Genomic DNA, 21,670 nt, shown 5'->3' on the forward strand with positions numbered 1-21,670 from the left:
GGGGCAACCTCGTTCCCCGGCAGGACCATTGGACCAGCACCTCACGAAGGAGCGCGCGTTGCTCGAACTCACCATGGCCTCGGTGTCCGGAGGGGATGCCGGAGCGACGGCCGGGATGCAGATGGCCGACGCGCCGAGCGACCCCGGAGCCATGCTGCGGGTGGGCAGGGACCGGGCCGTGTGCCGTCTCGCGACCCCCGACGACTGGCTGTTCGTCTCCCGGGTCCACCTGGAGTTCCAGTGCGGCCCGGACGGCTCCTGGCAGGTCACCTGGCTCCGGGGCTCCCACGCGGAACCGTCCTCCGAGGTCCGGCTGATCCTCACGGGGCTGCAGCCGCAGCCGCTGCCGTACGGCGGGACCGCCAGACTCCCGGCGGGCGGCTCCGGCGAGCTCGTCATCCAGGACCGCACCGGACCCCACACCGTGAACGTGGGCTTCTACCACGAGGTCTAGGGCGGACCGGCCGGGCGGTGCGGGGCGCGGTGGGAAGTTTCCGGCGGTCGGTCAGGCCCGTACGCGGGCCAGGGCGAAACCGTCGTAGCCCTTGCTGCCCACGGTCTGCACCGCCGTGCCGTCCAACTTCGGGTGGGAGGCGAACAGTTCGAGCGCGGCCCGGGTGCCCAGCACGCTCGGGTCGGTGCTCGTCGCGTCGGTGACGGCTCCGCCGCGGACCACGTTGTCGAGGACGATCACGCTGCCGGGCCGGGTGAGCCGGACCGCCCACTCGACGTAGTGCGGGTTGTTCACCTTGTCCGCGTCGATGAACACGAAGTCGAACGGCTCCGGATTCTCGTCGGCCAGCTTCGGCAGGGACTCCAGGGCGGGGCCGACCCGCACCTCGGCGATCTCGTCGAGGCCGGCCCGCGCGAGGTTGGCGCGGGCGACCTCGGCGTGTCGGGGGTCGTACTCCAGGGTGATCAGCCGTCCGTCCGCGGGCAGCGCGCGGCCCAGCCAGATGGTGCTGTAGCCGCCGAGGGTGCCGATCTCCAGGATGCGGCGGGCGCCCTGGATCTCGGCGAGCAGCCGGAGCAGCTTGCCCTGGTTCGGCGCCACGTTGATGGGGGGCAGTCCGGCCGCGTCGCTGTCGCGCAGCGCGGCGGTGAGGACCTCGTCGGCGGGGGCCAGGAGGGTGGTGAAGTGGTCGTCGACGTCGTTCCAGAGCTGCGACTCGCTCATGCACCGGGCCTTTCATATGCCTAGTTAGATGCGCTAAGGACTTCCGGTGTCGAACCTATCCGCCGCCGCCCGCCCGTGCCAGCGGGATTCGGGCCGCCTGCCGCGCGGATGACGCGCCCCGGCAGCGCGCCCCCGCCGACGACGGCGCCGGGGCCCGGCCGAAGGGGTGCCGGGCCCCGGCGGAACCGTTCGCGGGACGGGGTGGGCGCGATGGCCGGGGGAGGGGGATGTCAGCGGTCCCCGGGTTCCACGGCGGGCGCCGAGCCCGGCAGCGGCCGGCCCGCCGACTCCTTCATGAACCAGACGGCCGCACCGCCGACGACGGCCGCGGCCATCATGTAGTACGCGGGCATCATCATGTTCCCGGTCGCCCCGATGAGGGCCGTGACGACCAGCGGGGTCGTGCCGCCGAAGAGCGAGACGGAGACGTTGAAGCCGATCGACAGCGAGCCGTAGCGGACCCGGGTCGGGAAGAGCGCCGGGAGCGCGGCGGGCATCGCCGCGGTGAAGCAGACCAGCAGCAGGCCGAGGGCGCCCATGCCGAGCGCGACGGCGAGCAGACTGCCCTGGCGGATCAGCAGCAGGGCCGGGACGGACAGGGCGAGGAAGCCGGCGCAGCCCGCGGCGATCACCGGGCGGCGGCCGATCCGGTCGGTCAGGGCGCCCGCGAACGGCTGCACGATCATCATCAGCGCCATCACGCCGAGGACCACGAGCAGACCGTGCGTCTCGTCGTACTTCAGCTCGCTGGTCAGATAGCTCGGCATGTACGACAGCAGCATGTAGTCGGTGACGTTGAAGACCAGCACCAGGCCCATGCACAGCAGCAGGGTGCGCCACTGGCCGGCGATCATCTCGCGCAGCGGCACCTTGGGGCGGCCGGTCTCGGACTTCTCCAGCTCCGCGGCGAACGCCGGGGTCTCCTCCAGACGCATCCGCAGATAGAGGCCGACGACGCCCATGGGGCCCGCGATCAGGAACGGGACGCGCCAGCCCCAGGACAGCAGGTCCTCGGTGGAGAGCAGGGCGGTCATGAGGGTCACCAGACCGGCGCCGCCGATGTAGCCGGCCAGCGTGCCGAACTCCAGCCAGCTCCCGAAGAAGCCGCGCTTCTTGTCGGGGGCGTACTCGGCGATGAAGGTCGAGGCGCCGGCGTACTCGCCGCCGGTGGAGAAGCCCTGCACCAGACGGGCGACGAGCAGCAGGACGGGGGCGCCGACGCCGATCGCGGCGTACGACGGGATCAGTCCGATCGCGAACGTGCCCGCCGCCATCATGATCATGGTGAGCGCGAGGACCTTCTGGCGGCCGATCCGGTCGCCGAGCGGGCCGAAGACCATGCCGCCGAACGGGCGGACGAGGAAGGCCGCGGCGAAGGCTCCGAAGGTCGACAGGAGCTGGGCGGTCGGGTTGCCCGAGGGGAAGAAGACCTTGCCCAGGGTCACGGCGATGTAGCTGTAGACGCCGAAGTCGAACCATTCCATCGCGTTGCCGAGTGCGGCCGCCTTCACGGCACGCCTGACCAGCGCGGGATCGGTGACGGTGACCCCGGGGGCGGTGACCTCGGGGGCGGGGCGGCGGGCGGGAGCCGCGGCCCGTACGGAGGGGGCTGTCGGGGTGGCGGTGGGCAAGGGCCTTCCTTTCGCCGGGGACAGGGACGGGTCCGTCCGGAAGCGGCAGGGGGCGCGCACGGGGGCGGCTCCCGGGGCTCGCGGGGTGGACCGGCGGCCCGCCCGGAGACGGGCCGAAAAGCGACCTTAGGACGGTTCGTGCACGTCACGTGGAGTGGGCGGACCACCACGCAGCGCACATAAGGACCGCGTACGCAGGGGCGACGGAGGAGCCGGAGGCGCTCTCGAGGAGGGCCGTCTGTGATCCATCTCGCGAGCCCGCGAGGGAACCGGACCCTCCGCCGGCGGTCGCGATCCGGACAAAGGCGGTGAAGTCCGACGGGGCGATCCGGGCCTCCCGCTCCTTCCGGGCAGGGTGGCCCTGTCGCACCCGGTCCTGATATGGGTGGACATAAGGGATCTGTGAGCAGCGGGCCGACCAAGGGGCCGGGAGGGTCGACAAGGCGTGGCGAACGTGGAGCACGGCGGACGACCGGGCGACGGCTTCGTGAGGGCACCGGAGACGGTGCGGGCGCGGCTGCACGCTCTGCGCGCCGGGCTCTGGGCCGTCGCCGCGATACTCGCCGTACGGCAGGTCGCCACCGCCCTCGGTACGCCCCGGGCGGAGCGGCTGACCGATCTGGGGACCTGGGTCGGCCCGAACGGCGTAGCGCACGTGACGGGCTCGCTCTACGACGGAACGCGCTTCAGCGGCACCCCGTTCGGCGGCCTCGTCCTCAGACCCCTCACCCGATCGGCCGAACAGGCCCTCGGCTGGGGATGGACCTTCGGCACCCTCCTCCTCATCGTCGCCCTCGGCCTGGTCGCCGCCCGCGCGCTGCCGCCCCCCGTGAGCCGGCGGACCGCGCTGCTCGCCGCGCCCGTGGCCGTCAGCCTGCTGATGCTCTCCCTCCCCGTCCGCAACGCCCTGAGCCTCGGCCAGACCGGAATCATCCCGGTGCTGCTCGTCCTGCTCGGCTGCTTCGCCGTCCGCGGGGAGCGCGCCTGCGGGGTCCTCGTCGGGCTCGCCGCAGCCCTCCAGCCGACCGTCCTGCTCTTCACCCCGCTGCTCTGGTGCACGGCACGCCGCCGCGCCGCCGTCTCCACCGCGGTCACCTTCGCCACCCTCACCGCGCTCGCCTGGGCCGCGATGCCCCGGGACTCGGCCGTCTACTGGGCGCACCACCCGGCGGGCGTGGGCCTCGGCGGGGGCGCGGACGATCTCGCCAACCAGTCGCTGCACGGCGCGCTGCTGCGGTTCGGCCTCACCGGGCCGCTGGAGATCGGGCTCTTCCTGGCCCTCGGCGCGGTCGTCGCCGTCGTCGGACTCCGGCGCGCGGTGCGCTACGCCCGGGACGGGCAGCTGCTGCTCGCCGTCGCGGTGACCGGCTGCGTGGCCGTCGCCGTCTCGCCCGCGACCTGGCAGCACCAGGTGCTGTGGGTACTGCTCGCCGTCGTCGGCCGGGCCGGCCGCAAGGCCTCGGACCGCCTCGTGTGGCCCGTCGCCGTCGTCCTCGTCATGACGCTGCCGACCCGCATGATGCTGCCGGACATGCCGATGCTGGACCCGCTGCGCGACAACACGGTGCTGATCGCCGCGCTGGCCGCCGCCGCCCTCGTACCGTTCCTCTCCCGCGCCTCCGCCCACTACCGGGCCCCGCTCCCCGCCGAGCGGGCTTCGCCCGTCCCGAGCCGGTTCAGGCGGATCCCGCTGCTGCCGTCCGGCCGGGTCCTCACCCGCCCGAACCTGCTGCTCGAACTGCTCCTGATCCGCGTCGGCTACTCCGCCTACCAGCAGGTCCGGCTCGCCGCGACGGGCGGCACCGTGGCCGGCGGACGGGCCGGCGCGGAACGCCACGGCGGCCAGGTCGCCGCCGTCGAGCGCTTCCTGCACCTGGACATCGAGCGCTGGGCCAACCACGCCGCGGTGCGCACGCCCTTCCTGCGGGACCTGTTCGACTTCTACTACGAGTCGTTCCACTTCGTCGTCCCGCTCACCGTCCTCGCCGTCCTCTACGTCCGGCGCCCCGCCGACTTCCGCTGGGCCCGGTCCGCCCTCGCGTTCGCCACCCTGCTCGCGCTCGTCGGCTTCTGGCTCTACCCGCTGGCCCCGCCGCGCCTGATGCCGGGCCTCGGCATCGTCGACACCGTGCACGGCGTGCAGGACTTCTCCAAGCCGGACTACGGCACGCTGACCGCGCTCACCAATCAGTACGCGGCGATGCCCTCGCTGCACTTCGGCTGGTCCCTGTGGTGCGGGGCCGTCGTCGTGGTGCTGGCGCCGCGCCGGTGGATGAAGGCGCTGGGTCTGCTGCACCCGCTCCTGACGCTCTCCGCGATCGTGGCGACCGGCAACCACTGGGTCCTGGACGCCGTGGGCGGCGCGGCCGTGGTCGCCGCGGGCTTCGCGCTGACCCGGCTCGCCCAGGGGCCGCGACCCCGGACGGCGGTGGCGGGGGCCGAGGAGGCGGTGAGACCGGCTGTGGGGGCGGGGGATCGGGGGCCGGGGTGATGGGGTGATGGGGTGATCGCGTGAGGGGGCGGGTCCGGTCCGGTGGGTGGGTCGGGGCCGTGCCGGTGCATCAGCCCGTCGCCGTCGGACGGGGATGTGGACGTTAGTGGCGACGGGCATCGATGTACCGGCACGTCCCCTCGCGCCGGATTCCGGGTGCAGCTGAATCGTGGCCGGGGCCAGCCCGTCGCGTGCGTGGCCGGGTGTCGGTGAATCGTGGCTGAGTTCCAGACCCCTGCGCCGGATCCCGGCTGCGGGAGCGTCGTGGTGGCGACGGCCTGTGATGTACCGGCACGGCCCCTCACGTGCGTCGCCGAGTGCGGCTGCTTGGTGGCTGACACCGTGGGCTTCGCGGGGTGGTGGGTGGTGGTGGGTGGCGCGGGGTGCGGGGGTGCGGGTGCGGTGCGGGTGGTTCGTGGTGAGGGGCGTCGGGGTGTCCGGGGGCGGGCGGGGCGTGTGGGCGGCGCGGGTCTCGGGGGAGGCAGGGGGTGAGCGCGGGAGAGTGCCCCTGCCTCCCCCGGGACGGGCCGGCGGCGCCGGGAGGCCGCCGGCCCGAGCGTGCGCGGCGCCCTAGCCGTGGGCGACCCGGAGTTCCTTCACCCCGTTCAGCCAGGCGGACCGGAGACGGCGGGGATCGCCCGCCAGCCGCAGGTCCGGCATCGCGTCCGCGATCGCGTTGAAGATCAGGTCGATCTCCAGCGTGGCCAGGGACTTGCCGAGGCAGAAGTGCGGACCGCCGCCGCCGAAACCGAGGTGCGGGTTGGGGTCACGGGTGATGTCGAAGACCTCGGGGCGCTCGAACACCTCGGGGTCGTGGTTGGCGGAGGAGTAGAAGATGCCGACCCGGTCGCCCTTCCTGATCCGCTGCCCGCCCAGCTCGGTGTCCTGGGTCGCGGTGCGCTGGAAGGCGACGACCGGCGTCGCCCAGCGGACGATCTCCTCGGCGGTGGTCCTCGGCCGCCGACTCTTGTAGAGGTCCCACTGGTCGGGGTGGGTGAGCAGGGCGTGCATCCCGTGCGTGATCGCGTTGCGGGTCGTCTCGTTGCCGGCCACCGCCAGCAGCAGGACGAAGAACCCGAACTCGTCGGAGGCCAGGTTCCCCTGGTCCTCCGCCGCCACCAGGGTGCTGACGATGTCCTTGGCGGGGCACTGCTTGCGGTCCGCCGCCATGTTCATCGCGTACGAGATCAGCTCGGTGGCCGACTCGGCGCCGATCTCCTCGGTGATCGCGTACTCCGGATCGTCGTACGCCACCATCTTGTTGGACCAGTCGAAGATCTTGACGCGGTCCTCCTGCGGGACGCCGATGAGCTCCGCGATCGCCTGCAACGGCAGTTCGCAGGCGACCTGGGTCACGAAGTCGAAGGTGCCGTCGGGGGCGGCCCCGGCGAGCGCGTTCGCCACGATCGAGGCGGCGCGGGCGCGCAGCGCGTCCTCCAGCGAGCGGATCGCCCGCGGGGTGAAGCCGCGCTGCACGATCTGGCGGACCCTCGTGTGCTCGGGCGGGTCCATGTTCAGCATGATGAGCCGCTGGACCTCGATCTGTTCCCGCTGGATGTGCTCGTTGAAGCGGATCACGGCCGTGTTGAGGAACGAGGAGAACAACTCGGGGTGCGTCGAGACGTACTTGACGTCCGAGTGCCGGGTGACGGCCCAGTAGCCGTCGTCCTCGAACCCCGCGACACCGGGCTGCTGCGGGACCCAGTGGACCGGTTCGGCTCGGCGCAGCTCGGCGAACTCCGGCAGGGGCACACGCTGGTGCAGCACATCGGGGTCGGTGAAATCGAACCCGTCGGGCAGCGCTGGACAGGGCATCGGCAACTCCAGGTCGCTTCTGACGGTCCATCAGAATAAGAGAACCGCCGTGAAGGTAGTAACGGGTTCTACAAGTGGCAAGAGGCGCGGGACCTCCAATTGCGTGCGGGATGCGTGCAGATCACGACTTCGGGAGCTGCACGACCCTTGCGGCGCGGGGGGTTCGCTCAGCAAACTGCACGCAGAACTGGTACGCGTTCTAGTTCTGCGCGGTGGGTGGGCCGGGACGCCCCGCGCTGCGCGGGTCAGCTGGGCCTGGCCGCCGGGCAGGCCTGAGGAGAGGACGAGCCCCCATGGCCGCGGAACCCGTGATCGTCGAAGCCGTACGGACCCCCATCGGCAAGCGCGGCGGCGCGCTCGCCAATCTGCACCCCGCCTATCTCCTGGGCGAGACCTACCGTGAACTCCTCGGCCGCACCGGCATTCCCGCCGACTGCGTCGAGCAGATCGTCGGCGGCACGGTGACCCACGCCGGCGAGCAGTCGATGAACCCCACCCGCACCGCCTGGCTGACGGTCGGACTGCCCTACGAGACGGCGGCCACCACGGTCGACTGCCAGTGCGGCTCCTCGCAGCAGGCCTCCCACATGGTCGCCAACATGATCGCGGCCGGTGTCATCGACGTCGGGATCAGCTGCGGTGTCGAGGCGATGTCGCGAGTGCCGCTGGGCTCGGGGTCCAAGCACGGACCGGGCAAGCCGTTCCCCGACGAGTGGAACGTCGACCTGCCGAACCAGTTCGAGGCGGCCGAGCGGATCGCCCGGCACCGCGGGCTGACCCGCGAGAACGTCGACTCCCTCGGGCTCATCTCGCAGGAACGGGCGGCCGTCGCCTGGTCCGAGGAACGCTTCAAGCGCGAGACGTTCGCCGTGCAGGTGCCCACCACCGAGGACGAACAGCGGGCCGGGCAGGGCATGTGGCGGCTCGTCGACCGGGACGAGGGGCTGCGCGACACGTCCATGGAGGCGCTGGCGAAGCTGAAGCCCGTGATGCCGACGGCCGTTCACACCGCCGGCAACTCCTCCCAGATCTCCGACGGTTCGGCGGCCATCCTGTGGGCCTCCAAGCGGATGGCGCGTGCGCTGAAGCTGCGGCCGCGGGCGCGGATCGTGGCGCAGGCGCTGGTGGGGTCCGACCCGCACTTCCACCTCGACGGGCCGATCGACGCCACCCGGGCCGTGCTCGGCAAGGCCGGGATGACGCTGAAGGACATCGACCTCGTCGAGATCAACGAGGCTTTCGCTTCCGTGGTGCTGAGCTGGGCCCAGGTCTTCGGGCAGGACCTGGAGAAGGTGAACGTCAACGGGGGCGGGATCGCGCTGGGGCACCCCGTGGGGGCCACCGGGGCGCGGCTCATCACCACCGCGCTGCACGAGCTGGAGCGGGCGGACAAGGAGTTCGCGCTGGTGACGATGTGTGCGGGTGGGGGGCTGGCCACGGGGACGATCATTCAGCGGGTTTGAGTTCGGGTGGGGATGGGGGTGGGGTGGGGCCCGCTTGGGTGTGGGTGTGGGTTGTCAGGGGTGGGTGGTGGTCTTCACTCGCGGCCCGAGACCGTTGCCGCCAGGGTCGCCGGGACCAGTGCGGCGATCAGCAGGGGGAGCGCCAGCCCCTGGTGCAGGACCAGCCACGCGCCGAGCAGGGCGCCCACCGCCATCGCCAGTACGGAGGCGGTCCGGCGCGGGGAGTGACGGCCCGCGCCGCCGGAGCCGGCGGACCGTCGCGTTGCGCAGGCCCATCGCGAAGGCCGTGACCGCGATCACGGTGTACGTGGTGGCGGTGGCGTGCGGGGCGGCGAAGGCGACCGCCGCGCAGGCGGCCGTCAGGAGGGCCTCGGCGGCGAAGGTGGCGCGGGCCCAGGTGCGGCGGGGGCCGGCGCCGAGGCGGACGGAGGTGCGGCCGCCGGTCGCCGCTCCGGCGACGAAGCAGCACAGGGAGGTGAGGGTGTGGGGGACCGAGAAGCCGGGGGCGCCGGCGGCGGCGAAGCCGAGGACCACGACGTTGCCGGTCATGTTCGCGGTGAAGACGTGGCCCAGGCCCAGGTAGCTGACCGCGTCGATGAGTCCGCTGACCACGGTCAGTGAGAGCAGCGTGGGGACGAGTCGCAGGCCTCGTGACTCCGGGTCGATGGGTGGGTCCGTCTGCGTGGTCATGGAGGTCAGTCCACCACGGCTCGGTCCCGGTCCGGTGGTGGGTCGGGGCCGTGCCGGTGCATCAGCCCGTCGCCGTCGGACGGAGATGTGGACGTTGGTGGCGACGGGCATCGATGTACCGGCACGCGCGCCGGATCGGCGGGTGCCGGTGGATCGTGGCTGAGTTTCAGCCCCTCGCGCCGGATCCTGGGTGCGGGTGCGCTGTGGTGCCTGGCCATGCAAACCCCGGCCGGCGAAGTTCCAGCCCCTCCGGCCCACCTTTCGGGTGCGGGGGAGATTTCAGCCCCTCCGGCGTTTGAGGAGCGGGGGTCCGGGGGCGGAGCCCCTGGTGCAGGACCAGCCACGCGCCGAGCAGGGCGCCCACCGCCATCGCCAGTACGGAGGCGGTCCGGCGCGGGGAGTGACGGCCCGCGCCGCCGGGGTGCCGGGGTACGGGAAAGGCGGCAGCCCCGGGGTGGGGGTGCCGCCTTGGGATTGCGGGCTGATCAGTACCAGCCGTTGGCCTGCCAGAAGCTCCAGGCCGCGGTCGGGCTGCCGTAGCGGGAGTTCATGTAGTCCAGACCCCACTTGATCTGGGTCTTGGGGTTGGTCTTCCAGTCGGAACCGGCGGAGGCCATCTTCGACCCGGGCAGCGCCTGGACCAGGCCGTACGCACCGGAAGACGAGTTGGTCGCGCTGACGTTCCAGCCGCTCTCGTGCTCGACGATCTTGCTGAAGGCGTTGAACTGCGAGGCGTCCGGAATCATCTCGTGAGCGATCGACTTCGCGGCGGAGGCGGTGGTCGGCGTGGCGGCCTGGGCGGGCGCCGCGGCCAGGACCATGCCGGCGGTGGCGGCGGCCACAGCGGTACCGGCGAGGGCCTTCTTCGGGGAGGAGACGATGCGGCGGAGAGCGGAGACGGACACGGAGAACCTGTTTCTTCGGGGACATGGAGTCGCTGGTGCGCCGTGGCCACGTGGTGTGTGGCAGGAGCGGCGTACGTCGGCGCCGCGGCCCGTGGGGGCTCGTGGTGCCTGGCGACGTCCCCAAGACAAACAGGATCCGAACCCGTCCGCAATGACCCTTTTTACTAGTTGTGGTCGCATGTGGGGGGAACGTCTGCCGTGTGACCTGGCTCTCAAACCGCAGGTCAGGGGGCGGATTGGTGGGGCCATGACATCCACTTCAGGCTACTAGGGCGCCTCGTATGTGACCTGCGCCCTGTGGGCCTCTTCACCCCGGGTCTGACGGACGGTGCGGGGCGGGCCACGCGGTGCTGCCGGGTGATGTGACCTGGGTCCCGGATCAGGGGGTGTCGAACGTGACCGGGCTCTCGAAGGCCGCCCGGCGCGTGGCCCGGCGCAGGGCCTTGAGCAGGGTCGTGCCGACCGTCAGGGTCAGGACGACGGTGACGACCGCCCGTCCCAGGTCCCAGCCGAGGGACGTGGCCAGGCAGTACGCGACGAAGCGGGCGAGGTTGGCGGGCAGGGCGGCGTGCGGGTCGAAGGCGATGTTCGAGGCCAGCGCGCTCATGAAGGGCCAGCCGGCCAGGTTCATGACCGTGCCGTACGCGAAGGCCGCCAGGAAGCCGTATCCGGCGAGCATCAGCAGCTCCGCGCGGCCGCGCAGCCGGTCGGGGCCCGGCAGGAGACCCGCCCCCATCGTGAACCAGCCCATGGCCAGCATCTGGAACGGCATCCAGGGCCCCACCCCGCCGGTCAGCAGGGCCGACGCGAACATCGTCACGGACCCGAGGACGTAGCCGAACCCCGGCCCGAGCACCCGGCCGCTCAGCACCATCAGGAAGAACATCGGCTCGATGCCCGCGGTCCCGGCCCCGATCGGGCGCAGCGCCGCGCCGGTCGCGGCCAGCACGCCGAGCATCGCGACCGCCTTCGGGCCGAGTCCCGACTCGGAGATCGTCGCCGCGACCACCGCGACCAGCAGGACGAGCAGGCCCGCGAACAGCCAGGGAGCGTCCTGGGCGTGCGCGCTGACCTGGGAGCCGGGCCCGGCGAACAGCGGCCAGGCGAATCCGGCGGCGCCGGTCGCGCTGACCAGGGCCAGGGCGGCCACGGAACGCGGGCCGAGGCGGACGGCCCGGGCCTGGGCCTGGGGGCGGGCGCCGGAGGCGGTCATGCGAGGGCCCTTCCGACCTGGGCGACGGTGAGCCACCGCGCGGGGGCCAGGATCTTGGCGACCTGCGGGGCGAAGGACGGGGACGCGACGACCACCTCGGCGGTGGGGCCGTCGGCGACGATCTCGCCGTCCGCGAGGATCAGCACCCGGTCGGCGAGTTCGGCGGCCAGTTCCACGTCGTGCGTGGCCAGCACGATCGCGTGCCCCTCGGCCGCGAGGCCGCGCAGCACGGTGACGAGGCGCGCCTTGGCCGCGTAGTCGAGGCCGCGTGTCGGCTCGTCGAGGAGCAGCAGCGGGGGGCGGGCGGTGAGGACGACGGCCAGCGCCAGGGCCAGCCGCTGTCCCTCCGACAGGTCACGGGGGTGCGTGTCGTCCGCGATGTCCGGCAGCAGCCCGGTCACCAGCGCCCGGCAGGTTCCGGCGGCGGCCCCGGCGTCCTCGTCGGCCGCCGCGCATTCGGCGGCCACCGTGTCCGCGTACAGCAGGTCCCGCGGTTCCTGCGGTACGAGTCCCACCCGGCGCACGAGGTCGCGGGGTGCCGTCCGGTGCGGTGCCGCCCCGCCGACCCGTACGGAGCCGGCGGCCGGTTCGACCAGCCCGACCAGTGCCGCGAGCAGGGTCGACTTCCCGGCGCCGTTGCGGCCCATCAGCGCGACGGTCTCGCCCGGCCCAGCGGTCAGGGAGACCCGGCGCAGTGCTTCGACCCGTCCCCGCCGGACGGCCAGCGACTCCACCACGGCCACCTCGGAGGAGGGCGGGACGGGGGCCGGGCCGCGGCCGCGCAGGAGGCGGGAGAAGGTGGAGCGGGGAGGAAGGGGGGAGGGGGCAGCGGTGGGGCTCGCGGGTGCCGGAGGGAGGGGGGAAGGGGAAGCGGGCGGTGCCGCGGGGAGGCGGTCGCGCAGGGTGGGCGCCCGGCGGCGGGCGTCGCGCACGGTCAGCGGGAGCGGGGACCAGCCGGCCAGCCGGCCGAGTTCGACCACCGGCGGACAGACCGGGGACACGGCCATGATCTCGGACGGGGTGCCGAGCGTCAGGGGTTCGCCCGGCGCGGGCAGGAGGGCGATCCGGTCGGCGTACTGCACGACCCGCTCCAGACGGTGTTCGGCCATCAGGACCGTGGTGCCGAGGTCGTGGACCAGGCGCTGCAGGACGGCGAGGACCTCCTCGGCGGCGCCGGGGTCCAGTGCCGAGGTGGGTTCGTCGAGGACCAGGACCCGCGGGTGCGGGGTGAGCACCGAACCGATCGCGACCCGCTGCTGCTGGCCGCCGGACAGCGTGGCGATCGGACGGTCGCGGAGGTCGGCCAGCGAGAGGAGGTCGAGGGTCTCCTCGACGCGGCGGCGCATCACGGCGGGCGCGAGACCGAGCGACTCCATGCCGTAAGCGAGTTCGTCCTCCACCGTGTCCGTCACGAAGTGGGACAGCGGGTCCTGGCCCACCGTGCCCACCACGTCGGCGAGTTCGCGCGGCTTGTGGGTACGGGTGTCCCGCCCCGCGACGGTGACCCGGCCGCGCAGCGTTCCCCCGGTGAAGTGCGGGACCAGCCCGCTCACCGCGCCCAGCACCGTCGACTTGCCGACCCCGGACGGGCCGGCCAGCAGCACCAGTTCGCCCTCCGGGACCTCGAAGTCCACGCCCCGGACGGAGGGTCCGGCCGCTCCCGCGTAGGTCACGGAGACGTCCTCGAAGCGGATCACGATGACTCCTCGGGGGCAGGGCGGCCGGGGACGGCGGCGGGGGCGGGCCGGGAGGCCGGGGCCGCGAAGGCGGGGAGCAGGCCGAGCAGGACCGCCGCCGCCGGCAGCAGCGGGAGGGCGGGGGCGACCAGCGGGATCACCCCGGGGCTCAGCCCCGCGGGGTCCTGGGAGGCGGCGAGGATCATGAGGGCGGCGACCGCGACGCCCGATCCGGCGACCAGCCAGGCCCGCACGCCCCAGCGGTCCGGGCGGTAGCGCGTCCGCGGGGTGCGGCGGCCGCCCAGCCACAGTCCGGCGAGCGCCGCGCCGAGTCCGGCCAGCAGCACCGGCAGGCCATAGGTGTCGCCCGCCGCGGTCAGCAGTCCGTACGTGCCGGCGCAGACGCCGAGCAGTCCGCCCAGGGTGAGGGCCCCGGTGGTCCGGCGGACGGCCGGCGGGACCTGGGCCGTGCGGCCGTACCCGCGCGCGTCCATCGCCGCGGCAAGCGCGACCGAACGCTCCAGCGCGCCCTCCAGGACGGGAAGTCCCACGTGCAGCAGTCCGCGCAGCCCCCGGTCGGGACGGCCGCGGAGCCGGCGCGCGGCGCGCAGCCGCTGGACGTCGGCGATCAGATGCGGAGCGAAGGTCAGCGCGACGACCACCGCGACACCCGCCTCGTACAGCGCCCCCGGCAGCGACTTGAGCAGGCGCGCCGGGTTCGCCAGGGCGTTGGCCGCGCCGACGCAGACGAGGAGCGCGGCCAGCTTCAGCCCGTCGTAGAGCGCGAAGAGCAGCCCCTCGGCGGTGACCCGGCCGCCGATGCGGACCCCCTGGGCCCAGTGCGGGAGGGGGATCTCGGGGAGGGTGACGATCACGTGCGTACCGGGGATCGGGGAGCCGAGGAAGACGGCGAACGCGAGCCGGATGACGAGGACGGCCGCGGCCAGCCGGACGAACGCGCCGTAGGAGCGGGCCCAGGGGGCGTCGGTGCGGTGGGTGGCCACGACGAAGCCGGCCACCGCCATCAGCAGCCCGAGCAGGAGCGGGTTCGTGGTGCGGGAGGCCGCCGTGCCGAGCCCCAGCGCCCAGACCCACCAGGCCCCGGGGTGCAGGGAGTTCGCCCGGCTCGCGGCAGGGGCGGCGAGGCGGGCCGCGGGAGCCGCAGGGGTGCGGGTGGTGCGGCCTGTGGTGCGGGTGGCGCGGCTCGTGGTGTCCGGGAGGGGGCGGGTGGTGCGGCTCGTGGTGTCCGGGAGGGGGCGAGCGGGGGAGCGCGGCGGTCGGCCCGCCCGGTCCCCGGGCGGTGAGGATCCGGCCCGGGGCGACGGTCCCGGGCGGCCGAGGCGCGGCGATCGTGTGCGGTTTTCGGCCGGCGACGCCTCCGTCGGCCCGGCGTCCGTCGGGCGCGGGGCCGGGGCGGCGACCGGGCCCGACGACGCCTCGGGCGTGGCCGGGTCCGGGTGCCGGGAGTCCTGCTCCCCGGATGTCCGGGGTTGTGCGGGCAGGCGGGAACTCCGCCCCGTCGCGGGGCGGTCGTCCATGGAGGCGGTCGGGCGGTCGGCGTCGCTCATGACCTGGCTAGCCCTTGCGCCGGCGGGCCTGCCAGACGGCCGCCGCGCCCAGCGCGGCCACCGCCGCCGCTCCCGCCAGCACGCCCACGGAGGGGCCGTGCCCGGCCGGCGCGGAGGCGTGCGGCTTCGTGGTGGCGGCCGGTGTTCCGGTCGGGCCGCCGGCCGCGACCGGGTCGCCACAGCCCGTTCTCGGATAGCCCGTGATGGCGCACAGCAGGGCGTTGGTGTCGTAGCGCAGCGGAGCCGCGACCGCGGCCAGGGCCTCCGCGGTGCTCGCGTCGGGGGCGACCCGGGCGCAGGCGGTGCGCGCGGCCGGGGGCGTCTCGCCGGACGGCGCGTCCGCGGCCGTACCAGGGTCGATGACCAGGGCGATCCGCTTCGTGCCGTGCCGGGCGGGCGTCTTGGCGCATATCGCCGCGAACTCCCGCTCCCCGCGCGGCTGTACGGCGTGCTGTGAGTCCTCGCTCACCGCGAAGCGGAATCCCTGGACGTCACCGTCGGACGGCCGCGCGGTCGACGGGCCCTCGGTGGCGTACGTCCACTTCCCGCCGGTCAGGTCCCAGAAGGACCAGTAGCGGTAGCCGACGGCCCGGGCCTGCCCCGCGCCGCCGAGGACGAGGAGCAGGAGGGCCAGCGCGAGGGCCAGGGCGGGCGCGGCCGTCCGACGGGTGGTCACAGCTGCTGCTTCTTGTTGCGTCCGCTGAGCAGGAAGCCGATTCCGATGCCCGCGACCAGGCCGATGCCGACGATCCACCAGACGCCGAGCCCGTTGCCGTCGTCCTTCTTCTCGTCGTTCTTCTTCTCGCTCGGGCTCGCTGTGGCGCCGGCCGCGACCGGGGCCGGGCCCGTGGCGGCGAGCCGGGCGACCAGGTCCTCGCCGCCGAAGTGGCGCGGGTCGGTGCCGCTGGTGTGCGCGGCGAAGATGAGCTGCGCGTACGCGGCGGGACCGGACTTGGCGGCCCAGTCGGCGGAGTTCTTCTCCAGCCAGGCGAGCGGCTTCTTCGCTTCCTTCGTCGCGCCGATGGCCGACAGCGCCACGACCGCGTCCGCCGTGTTGCCGTAGTCGGGCTGGTCCGCGGCGCCGGGGAGCGCGGACTTCAGGTACGAGGTCTTCGCCATGGTCTTGACGAGGTATTCGGCGCCGTTGGCCGCCGCGTCCGCCAGGTCGGGCTTGTCGGCGATGTGGCAGCCGGTGAGGGCGAACGTGTTGCCGGGCTCCGCCGCGAAGCCCTGGCCCATGCCGGCGGTCACGCCGGCCGCGGTGGCGTCCGCGTTGGCGGCCAGCTTGCCCTTCTTGTCGGGCTGGTAGGCGAAGGCGCCGTCGCCCTCCGCGTCGCAGGCCGTCGACAGCTTCAGCAGGGCGTCGGTCGGCGACTTGCCGTCCTTGGTGACGCTCGCGGGCTTCTCGCCGACCGCCTTCAGCGCGCCGATCACGACGGACGTCGAGTTGGTGTCGCTGGGGCCGCCGGCCATGTAGCCCCAGCCGCCGTCCTTGTTCTGTACGGACTTCAGCCAGGCCACGGCCTTGCCGGTGGCGTCGTCGTGTCCGCCGAGGGCGCCGAGCGCCTGGACGGCGGCGGCGGTGCTGTTGGTGTCGATCTGCGTCTTCGCGTCGCACGCGGCGCTCGCGTCGGCGCGGTACGCGGCGAAGGCGCCGTTCGCGCACTGCTGGCCGGTCAGCCAGCCCACCGCCGAGGAGGCGGGGCTCTGGCCGACGGTGTGCTGGGCGAGCAGCGCGAGCGACTGGCGCCAGACGCCGTCGTAGGTCGGGTCGGCGGTGCCGAACAGGCCCGAGGGGAGGGCCGCCGAGGGCGACGGCGAGGGGGACGAACCGGCGGCGGACGCGGCCGGTGCGACGACCGCCCCGATGACGGCGGTGGCGGCCAGTACCGCTGCGGTGCGGCGAACAAACATGACTCTCCCTGCGGGGAGCCGGGCAGCACCGGGCACGCTCAGGCATCCGGGCGGCTCCGGCTCCGTATGCCTCGACGGTGCCGGCCGTCGGCGGGCTGCCGAGGGCACGAGCCGGTCACGTCCCGTGCGAGGCGATCCGGCTCACCACCGAAGTGGCTCACGGTTGCGGGTCAGCGCCGGATTTGCACCGGCTTCTCCTCGTAAGGGTGTGATGACGACGCGCTCACTCTACCGGCCGCCCCGAATCCGCCGGGTGTTGCCTGGGGCACGGGCCCACAGTGACCTGGGCGACATCCGCTAGGTTCGGGTCATGCGTACGGGGAGACTGCTCGGCTCGGGACGTTCGGCGGACGTCTACGAGGTGGACGAGGCGTGGGTGCTGCGGCGGGATCGCGGCGGCTGGGGTGACGCGACGGCCGAGGCGGCGGTGATGCAGCACGTGCGCTCGCACGGCTATCCGGTGCCGGGCGTGCGGGCCGCGACCCGCGGGGACCTGGTGATGGAGCGGCTGTCCGGGCCGACCATGCTGGAGGCGTTCGGACAGGGACTGCTCTCCGCCCAGGAGGCCGGGCTCACCCTGGCGCGGCTGCTGCGCAAGCTGCACGCCCTGCCTGCCCGGATCTCCGCCGACCCCGCGGTCCGGATCCTTCATCTGGATCTGCACCCCGACAACGTGATGCTCACCCCGGACGGGCCGAAGGTCATCGACTGGTCCAACACCGAGGAGGGGGCGCCCGGTCTGGACTGGGCCATGTCCGCCGTGATCCTCGCCCAGGTCGCCGTCGGCGGCGAGACGATCGGGGACGTGGCCGAGGAGACGCTGGAGGCGCTGCTCGACGGGAACGAGGACCAGGTGACCGAGGCCGGGCTCGTGGAGGCGGGCGCGCGCCGGGCGGCCAACCCGACCATGAGCACGCGGGAGGTCGAACTCCTGGGGCCGGCCGACGAGTTGATCCGGAGCCTGCTGGGTTGAGCCGTCGGGCGTCGGGTCTCGGGCGTCGGGTGGCGGGTGGTCGGCCGTCGGTGGGTCGGAGGGTCGGTGGTCGGCCCTCGCAGGTCGGTGGGTGCCGGCCGTGGGTGCCGGGGGCTCACACCGCCGCGTACGTCACCGGGTCGCTGCCCGGCACCGCCTCCGCCCGGCCCAGTTTCACCAGCCGGCGGATGTGCGCCTCGGCCTCGGAGACGGCGATGTTGCGGGATCCGTAGGGGATCTCGGCCCAGGGGCGGTTCCACTCCATGCGCTCGGCGAGCTGCCAGGGCGTGAGCGGGGTCGAGAGCAGCGTGAGCAGTCCGTCGAGCCGTTCCTCGTGGTGCGCGAGCAGTTCCGTGACCCGCGAGGGGGCGTCGGTGAAGACGTGCTGGTGGGCGGGGAGCACCTCGGCGGGGGCGAGGCGTCCGACCCGCTCCAGGGAGTCGAGGTAGTCGCCGAGCGGATCGGCGATCTCGCCGAGGCTCTCGATGCCGTTCGCGGTGGGAGGGCGGCCGTGGGTGTCCGGGTCCTCGTAGAGACCGATGTGCGGGGTGATCCGCGGGAGCAGGTGGTCGCCGGAGAACAGCCGCCCGTTGCCCGGCAGTCGGGCCGGGTGGGCCTCCTCCAGGTGCAGGCACACATGTCCGGGGGTGTGGCCGGGGGTCCAGATCGCGCGCAGTCTCCGGCCGGGGAGGGGCAGGAGTTCGCCGGGGACGATCTCGCGGTCGGGCAGGGCGGGGGAGAAGCCGGGCAGCGTGCCGGGGCGGCGGGACGGCCGGTCCGTCTCGCGCAGCGGGGCGATGTGTTCCTCGGGGGCGCCGGAGGCCTCCAGTTTGGCGGCCATGTAGGCGAACCAGCGCTCGGGCCGGTTCTCCCGGGTGCGCCGGACGATCGCGGTGTCGGCGGCGTGCATCGCGATCCAGGCGCCGGACGCCTCGCGGACCCGGCCGGACAGTCCGTGGTGGTCGGGGTGGTGGTGGGTGATGACCACGCCGTGGATCTCCTCGACGGAGGTTCCGCAGGCGGTGATCCCCCGGGTGAGGGTGTCCCAGGAGGCGGGGTCGTCCCAGCCGGTGTCGACGAGGACGGGTCCCGCGTCGGTGGCGACCAGATACACCAGCGTGTGGCCGAGCGGGTTGTCCGGGATGGGGACCCTGATCGACCGTACGCCCCCGCCGTGATCGGTCACCTGCGTCATGCGCTTCCACCCATCGCCGATTCCCGCCACTATAACTAGAACGGGTTCCAATGGGAGCCCAAGTCGACTGTCCCGTCCGGGCGGAGGGGTGGACGGCGGTGTCAGCGCCGTGGACTCGTCCGGCTGGAACTGGTATCAGTTCTGGTATCTGATGAACCGTCAGACATGGCGCGGGAGCGCGCTCTGGGGAGGCAGTCGGCCATGACCGAGCTCGTGGAACACGGACAGCTGTTCATCGGCGGGGAGTTGACCGACCCGCTCGGCAAGGACGTCATCGAGGTGATCTCCCCGCACACCGAGGAGGTCATCGGCCGGGTGCCGCACGCCTCGGCCGCGGACGTCGACCGGGCCGTCGCCGCGGCGCGCCGGGCGTTCGACGAGGGGCCCTGGCCGCGCATGGACCTCGACGAGCGGATCGCGGTGGTGACCCGGATCAAGGACGCCATCGCGGTGCGCCACGAGGAGATCGCCCGGGTCATCTCCTCGGAGAACGGCTCCCCCTACTCCTGGAGCGTCCTGGCGCAGGCCCTCGGCGCGATGATGGTGTGGGACGCCGCGATCACGGTCGCGCGCGGCTACCCGTACGAGGAGAACCGCGACGGGGTCCTCGGCAAGCTGCTGGTCCGGCGTGAGCCGGTGGGCGTGGTGGCGGCCGTGGTGCCCTGGAACGTCCCGCAGTTCGTGGCGGCGGCCAAGCTCGCGCCCGCGCTGCTGACCGGCTGCACCGTCGTGCTGAAGCCGTCGCCCGAATCGCCCCTGGACGCCTATCTGCTGGGCGAGATCGCGCGGGAGGCCGGACTGCCCGAGGGCGTGCTGTCGATCCTCCCGGCCGACCGTGAGGTCAGCGAGTACCTGGTCGGACACCCCGGCGTCGACAAGGTCTCCTTCACCGGCTCGGTCGCCGCGGGCAAGCGGGTCATGGAGGTCGCCGCCCGCCGTCTCACGCGCGTGACGCTGGAGCTGGGCGGCAAGTCGGCGGCCGTCGTGCTGCCGGACGCGGACCTCACCACCGCGGTCCCCGGGATCGTCTCGGCGGCCTGGATGAACAACGGCCAGGCGTGCGTGGCCCAGACCCGCATCCTCGTGCCCCGCTCCCGCTACGACGAGTTCGCGGACGCCTTCGCCACGGCGGCGAACGCGCTGGTCGTCGGCGATCCGCTCGACCCGGCCACCCAGGTCGGACCGCTCGTCGCCGAGCGCCAGCAGCGCCGCAACCTCGACTACATCCGCATCGGCCAGGAGGAGGGCGCCAAGATCCTCGCCGGCGGCGGGCGCCCCCAGGGGCTGGACCGCGGCTGGTACGTCGAGCCGACCCTGTTCGGGGACGTCGACAACGCGATGCGGATCGCCCGGGAGGAGATCTTCGGCCCGGTGATCTGTCTGCTCCCCTACGGCGACGAGGCCGAGGCCGTGAAGATCGCCAACGACTCGGACTACGGGCTGAGCGGCAGTGTCTGGACGGCGGACGTCGCCCATGGCATCGACATCGCCCGGCAGGTCCGTACCGGCACCTACTCGGTGAACACCTTCAGCCTCGACATGCTGGGCCCCTTCGGCGGCTACAAGAACTCGGGCCTGGGGCGGGAGTTCGGACCCGAGGGGTACGGCGAGTACCTGGAGCACAAGATGATCCACCTGCCGGCCGGCTGGGAGGCCTGAGGATGGGCGACCGCTGGCAGGTCGGGGTCGACCGTTCCGTCTGCATCGGCTCGGCCCAGTGCGTCCACCTCGCCCCGGACGCCTTCCGCCTCGACTCCGCCATGCAGTCCCATCCCGTCGAGCCGGAGACCGACGCCAACGAGAGGATCCTCGAGGCGGCCGAGGGCTGCCCGGTCGAGGCGGTGATGATCGCCCTGCTGGGCAGCGGCGAGCCCGTGTTCCCGCCGGAGGAGTGACCCGCGCCGGGGGCGGCGCGGGGGCGTCGCCCGGGGGACCGGCCGGCGTGCGCCCGCCGGCCGCCCGGGCCGGGGAGGTCGCGGAGGCCGCCCGGGCCGCGGAGGCCGCCCGGGCCGTGGCCGTCGGCGCGGACCTAGCCGTCGGCCGGGTCGGTCAGGTCGATCAGGCGGCAGACCGTCTCGATGTCTATCTTGACCTGCGCGATGGAGGCGCGGCCGGACAGCCAGGTGATCAGGGCCGAGTGCCAGGTGTGCTCGATGACCCGGACGGCGGAGAGCTGCGCCGGCGTCGGGTCGTCGAGGCCCATCGCGTCCAGGATGATCACGGTGGTCTGCCGGGAGACCTGGTCGACCTCGGGGCTGACGCTGCGGTCCGCGAACGTGAGCGCGCGGACCATGGCGTCGGCCAGGTGCGGCTCGCGCTGGAGGGCGCGGAACGCCCGCATCAGCGTCTCCGCCACCCGCTCCGCCGCGCTGTCACCGGCCGGCGGCTTCTTGCGGAGCGTCCCGTGCATGTGCTCCAGCTGGTCCTGCATCGTGGCGACCAGCAGGTGCACCTTCGAGGGGAAGTAGCGGTACAGGGTGCCGAGGGCCACCTGCGAGGACTCCGCGACCTCGCGCATCTGCACCGCGTCGAAACCGCCCCGGCTGGCCAGCTGCGCGCTCGCGTGCAGGATCCGGCGGCGGCGCGCCTCCTGCCGCTCGGTGAGCGGGGGAGAGGCGGGTTGCGACATGGAGTGCGGCCGGGTGTGCGCGGCGTGGGACGGTGCGGCGGGCGTGCCCGCCCCCGGCGCCGGTCGCGCGCTGTTCGAGTCGGCCTTGGCTTCCGCAGGCATGGGTCCGTTCCGTGACATCAGCGAGGAGCGAGAAGCGGGTACGACAGGTGCGGCACCACCGAGTGGATCAGTCGATTCCGCCGCGCCGTCGTGGCGTGAATCACCTGATCCACCGCTCACAGCGGCGCTACCTGCCGGTAGATTCAGTGCTCCGTGAACGATCAAGTCTGAAACTTGTTCTAGATTAGCGTCCCGGCGTAATCTCGCGGGAAAGTGCAGGGAGAAGGG

At 73.4% G+C, this 21,670-nt stretch carries 17 protein-coding genes and 1 pseudogene; 6 read left to right on the plus strand and 12 right to left on the minus strand.

The annotated features are described in order from the left end of the window. The first annotated feature begins 58 nt into the window (after positions 1–58). Complete coding sequence (locus IO36_RS26525; protein WP_037623538.1) at positions 59–454, plus strand: FHA domain-containing protein; 396 nt, start codon at positions 59–61, stop codon at positions 452–454. Positions 455–505: 51 nt separating this feature from the next. Here IO36_RS26525 and IO36_RS26530 read toward each other — a convergent pair whose 3' ends face one another. Both IO36_RS26530 and proP read right to left on the minus strand, forming a co-directional pair. Beyond that, the gene (locus IO36_RS26530; RefSeq protein WP_037623476.1) at positions 506–1,177 is read right to left on the minus strand and encodes an O-methyltransferase; all 672 of its coding nucleotides are present in this window, start codon (positions 1,175–1,177) and stop codon (positions 506–508) included. A gap of 230 nt (positions 1,178–1,407) precedes the next feature. Further along, positions 1,408–2,808: a glycine betaine/L-proline transporter ProP gene (gene proP / locus IO36_RS26535; protein WP_037623477.1), complete on the minus strand. Its 1,401-nt coding sequence runs from the start codon at positions 2,806–2,808 to the stop codon at positions 1,408–1,410. Positions 2,809–3,253: 445 nt separating this feature from the next. Here proP and IO36_RS26545 point away from each other — a divergent pair, with 445 nt between their 5' ends. Continuing rightward, on the plus strand, positions 3,254–5,299 hold the full coding sequence (locus tag IO36_RS26545) for a bifunctional glycosyltransferase 87/phosphatase PAP2 family protein (protein ID WP_037623479.1): 2,046 nt from the start codon (positions 3,254–3,256) through the stop codon (positions 5,297–5,299). 570 nt (positions 5,300–5,869) lie between these two features. Here IO36_RS26545 and IO36_RS26550 read toward each other — a convergent pair. Then, the gene (locus tag IO36_RS26550) at positions 5,870–7,114 is read right to left on the minus strand and encodes a cytochrome P450 (RefSeq protein ID WP_037623480.1); all 1,245 of its coding nucleotides are present in this window, start codon (positions 7,112–7,114) and stop codon (positions 5,870–5,872) included. A 293-nt stretch (positions 7,115–7,407) separates the two neighbouring features. Between IO36_RS26550 and IO36_RS26555 the strand changes: the two genes are divergently transcribed. Continuing rightward, positions 7,408–8,577 (plus strand): steroid 3-ketoacyl-CoA thiolase, encoded by a 1,170-nt coding sequence (locus tag IO36_RS26555; protein ID WP_037623481.1) that lies wholly within the window; start codon positions 7,408–7,410, stop codon positions 8,575–8,577. Positions 8,578–8,651: 74 nt separating this feature from the next. Here the strand turns inward: IO36_RS26555 and IO36_RS26560 are convergent. From IO36_RS26560 to IO36_RS26590, 7 genes and pseudogenes are all read right to left on the minus strand, one after another. After that, positions 8,652–9,267: pseudogene (locus IO36_RS26560) on the minus strand (YoaK family protein). Positions 9,268–9,752: 485 nt separating this feature from the next. Next, positions 9,753–10,172 (minus strand): aggregation-promoting factor C-terminal-like domain-containing protein, encoded by a 420-nt coding sequence (locus IO36_RS26565; RefSeq protein WP_037623482.1) that lies wholly within the window; start codon positions 10,170–10,172, stop codon positions 9,753–9,755. Positions 10,173–10,551: 379 nt separating this feature from the next. Next, on the minus strand, positions 10,552–11,385 hold the full coding sequence (locus tag IO36_RS26570) for an ECF transporter S component (protein ID WP_037623483.1): 834 nt from the start codon (positions 11,383–11,385) through the stop codon (positions 10,552–10,554). Next, positions 11,382–13,082 carry an ABC transporter ATP-binding protein gene (locus IO36_RS26575; RefSeq protein WP_037623484.1) on the minus strand — a complete coding sequence of 567 codons (1,701 nt, stop codon included), beginning with the start codon at positions 13,080–13,082 and terminating at the stop codon, positions 11,382–11,384. The genes IO36_RS26570 and IO36_RS26575 overlap by 4 nt, the downstream gene beginning before the upstream one ends. Beyond that, positions 13,079–14,173, minus strand: coding sequence for an energy-coupling factor transporter transmembrane component T (locus IO36_RS26580; protein ID WP_051900970.1), 1,095 nt, complete (start codon positions 14,171–14,173; stop codon positions 13,079–13,081). The genes IO36_RS26575 and IO36_RS26580 overlap by 4 nt, the downstream gene beginning before the upstream one ends. A 463-nt stretch (positions 14,174–14,636) precedes the next feature. After that, complete coding sequence (locus IO36_RS26585; RefSeq protein WP_051900964.1) at positions 14,637–15,305, minus strand: SCO2322 family protein; 669 nt, start codon at positions 15,303–15,305, stop codon at positions 14,637–14,639. Next, positions 15,302–16,543, minus strand: coding sequence for a prenyltransferase/squalene oxidase repeat-containing protein (locus tag IO36_RS26590; protein ID WP_037623485.1), 1,242 nt, complete (start codon positions 16,541–16,543; stop codon positions 15,302–15,304). Before IO36_RS26590 ends, IO36_RS26585 begins: the two co-directional genes overlap by 4 nt. 310 nt (positions 16,544–16,853) lie before the next feature. Between IO36_RS26590 and IO36_RS26595 the strand changes: the two genes are divergently transcribed. Beyond that, positions 16,854–17,516: a phosphotransferase gene (locus tag IO36_RS26595; protein ID WP_037623486.1), complete on the plus strand. Its 663-nt coding sequence runs from the start codon at positions 16,854–16,856 to the stop codon at positions 17,514–17,516. A 115-nt stretch (positions 17,517–17,631) separates the two neighbouring features. On the opposite strand, the gene IO36_RS26600 is transcribed toward IO36_RS26595, so the two are convergent. Beyond that, positions 17,632–18,711, minus strand: a complete 1,080-nt coding sequence (locus tag IO36_RS26600; RefSeq protein ID WP_037623487.1) for an MBL fold metallo-hydrolase — start codon at positions 18,709–18,711, stop codon at positions 17,632–17,634. A 201-nt stretch (positions 18,712–18,912) separates the two neighbouring features. Between IO36_RS26600 and IO36_RS26605 the strand changes: the two genes are divergently transcribed. Both IO36_RS26605 and IO36_RS26610 read left to right on the plus strand, forming a co-directional pair. Further along, on the plus strand, positions 18,913–20,370 hold the full coding sequence (locus IO36_RS26605; RefSeq protein WP_037623488.1) for an aldehyde dehydrogenase: 1,458 nt from the start codon (positions 18,913–18,915) through the stop codon (positions 20,368–20,370). Between the two features lie 2 nt (positions 20,371–20,372). Beyond that, positions 20,373–20,606, plus strand: coding sequence for a ferredoxin (locus IO36_RS26610; RefSeq protein WP_037623489.1), 234 nt, complete (start codon positions 20,373–20,375; stop codon positions 20,604–20,606). A 134-nt stretch (positions 20,607–20,740) separates the two neighbouring features. Here the strand turns inward: IO36_RS26610 and IO36_RS26615 are convergent, their stop codons facing one another. Continuing rightward, positions 20,741–21,340 carry a TetR family transcriptional regulator gene (locus IO36_RS26615; RefSeq protein WP_051900971.1) on the minus strand — a complete coding sequence of 200 codons (600 nt, stop codon included), beginning with the start codon at positions 21,338–21,340 and terminating at the stop codon, positions 20,741–20,743. Positions 21,341–21,670: the final 330 nt, after the last annotated feature.

It is taken from the genome of Streptomyces aureus, from assembly GCF_000725495.1.
Classification (GTDB): domain Bacteria; phylum Actinomycetota; class Actinomycetes; order Streptomycetales; family Streptomycetaceae; genus Streptomyces; species Streptomyces aureus_B.

Excerpts from the sequence above, each read along its gene's own strand:
- IO36_RS26530 (WP_037623476.1), bottom strand. The coding sequence starts at position 1,177 with ATGAGCGAGTCGCAGCTCTGGAACGACGTCGACGACCACTTCACCACC.
- IO36_RS26550 (WP_037623480.1), bottom strand. The coding sequence starts at position 7,114 with ATGCCCTGTCCAGCGCTGCCCGACGGGTTCGATTTCACCGACCCCGAT.
- IO36_RS26555 (WP_037623481.1), top strand. The coding sequence starts at position 7,408 with ATGGCCGCGGAACCCGTGATCGTCGAAGCCGTACGGACCCCCATCGGC.
- IO36_RS26570 (WP_037623483.1), bottom strand. The coding sequence starts at position 11,385 with ATGACCGCCTCCGGCGCCCGCCCCCAGGCCCAGGCCCGGGCCGTCCGC.
- IO36_RS26590 (WP_037623485.1), bottom strand. The coding sequence starts at position 16,543 with ATGTTTGTTCGCCGCACCGCAGCGGTACTGGCCGCCACCGCCGTCATC.
- IO36_RS26595 (WP_037623486.1), top strand. The coding sequence starts at position 16,854 with ATGCGTACGGGGAGACTGCTCGGCTCGGGACGTTCGGCGGACGTCTAC.
- IO36_RS26600 (WP_037623487.1), bottom strand. The coding sequence starts at position 18,711 with ATGACGCAGGTGACCGATCACGGCGGGGGCGTACGGTCGATCAGGGTC.
- IO36_RS26605 (WP_037623488.1), top strand. The coding sequence starts at position 18,913 with ATGACCGAGCTCGTGGAACACGGACAGCTGTTCATCGGCGGGGAGTTG.
- IO36_RS26610 (WP_037623489.1), top strand. The coding sequence starts at position 20,373 with ATGGGCGACCGCTGGCAGGTCGGGGTCGACCGTTCCGTCTGCATCGGC.
- IO36_RS26615 (WP_051900971.1), bottom strand. The coding sequence starts at position 21,340 with ATGTCGCAACCCGCCTCTCCCCCGCTCACCGAGCGGCAGGAGGCGCGC.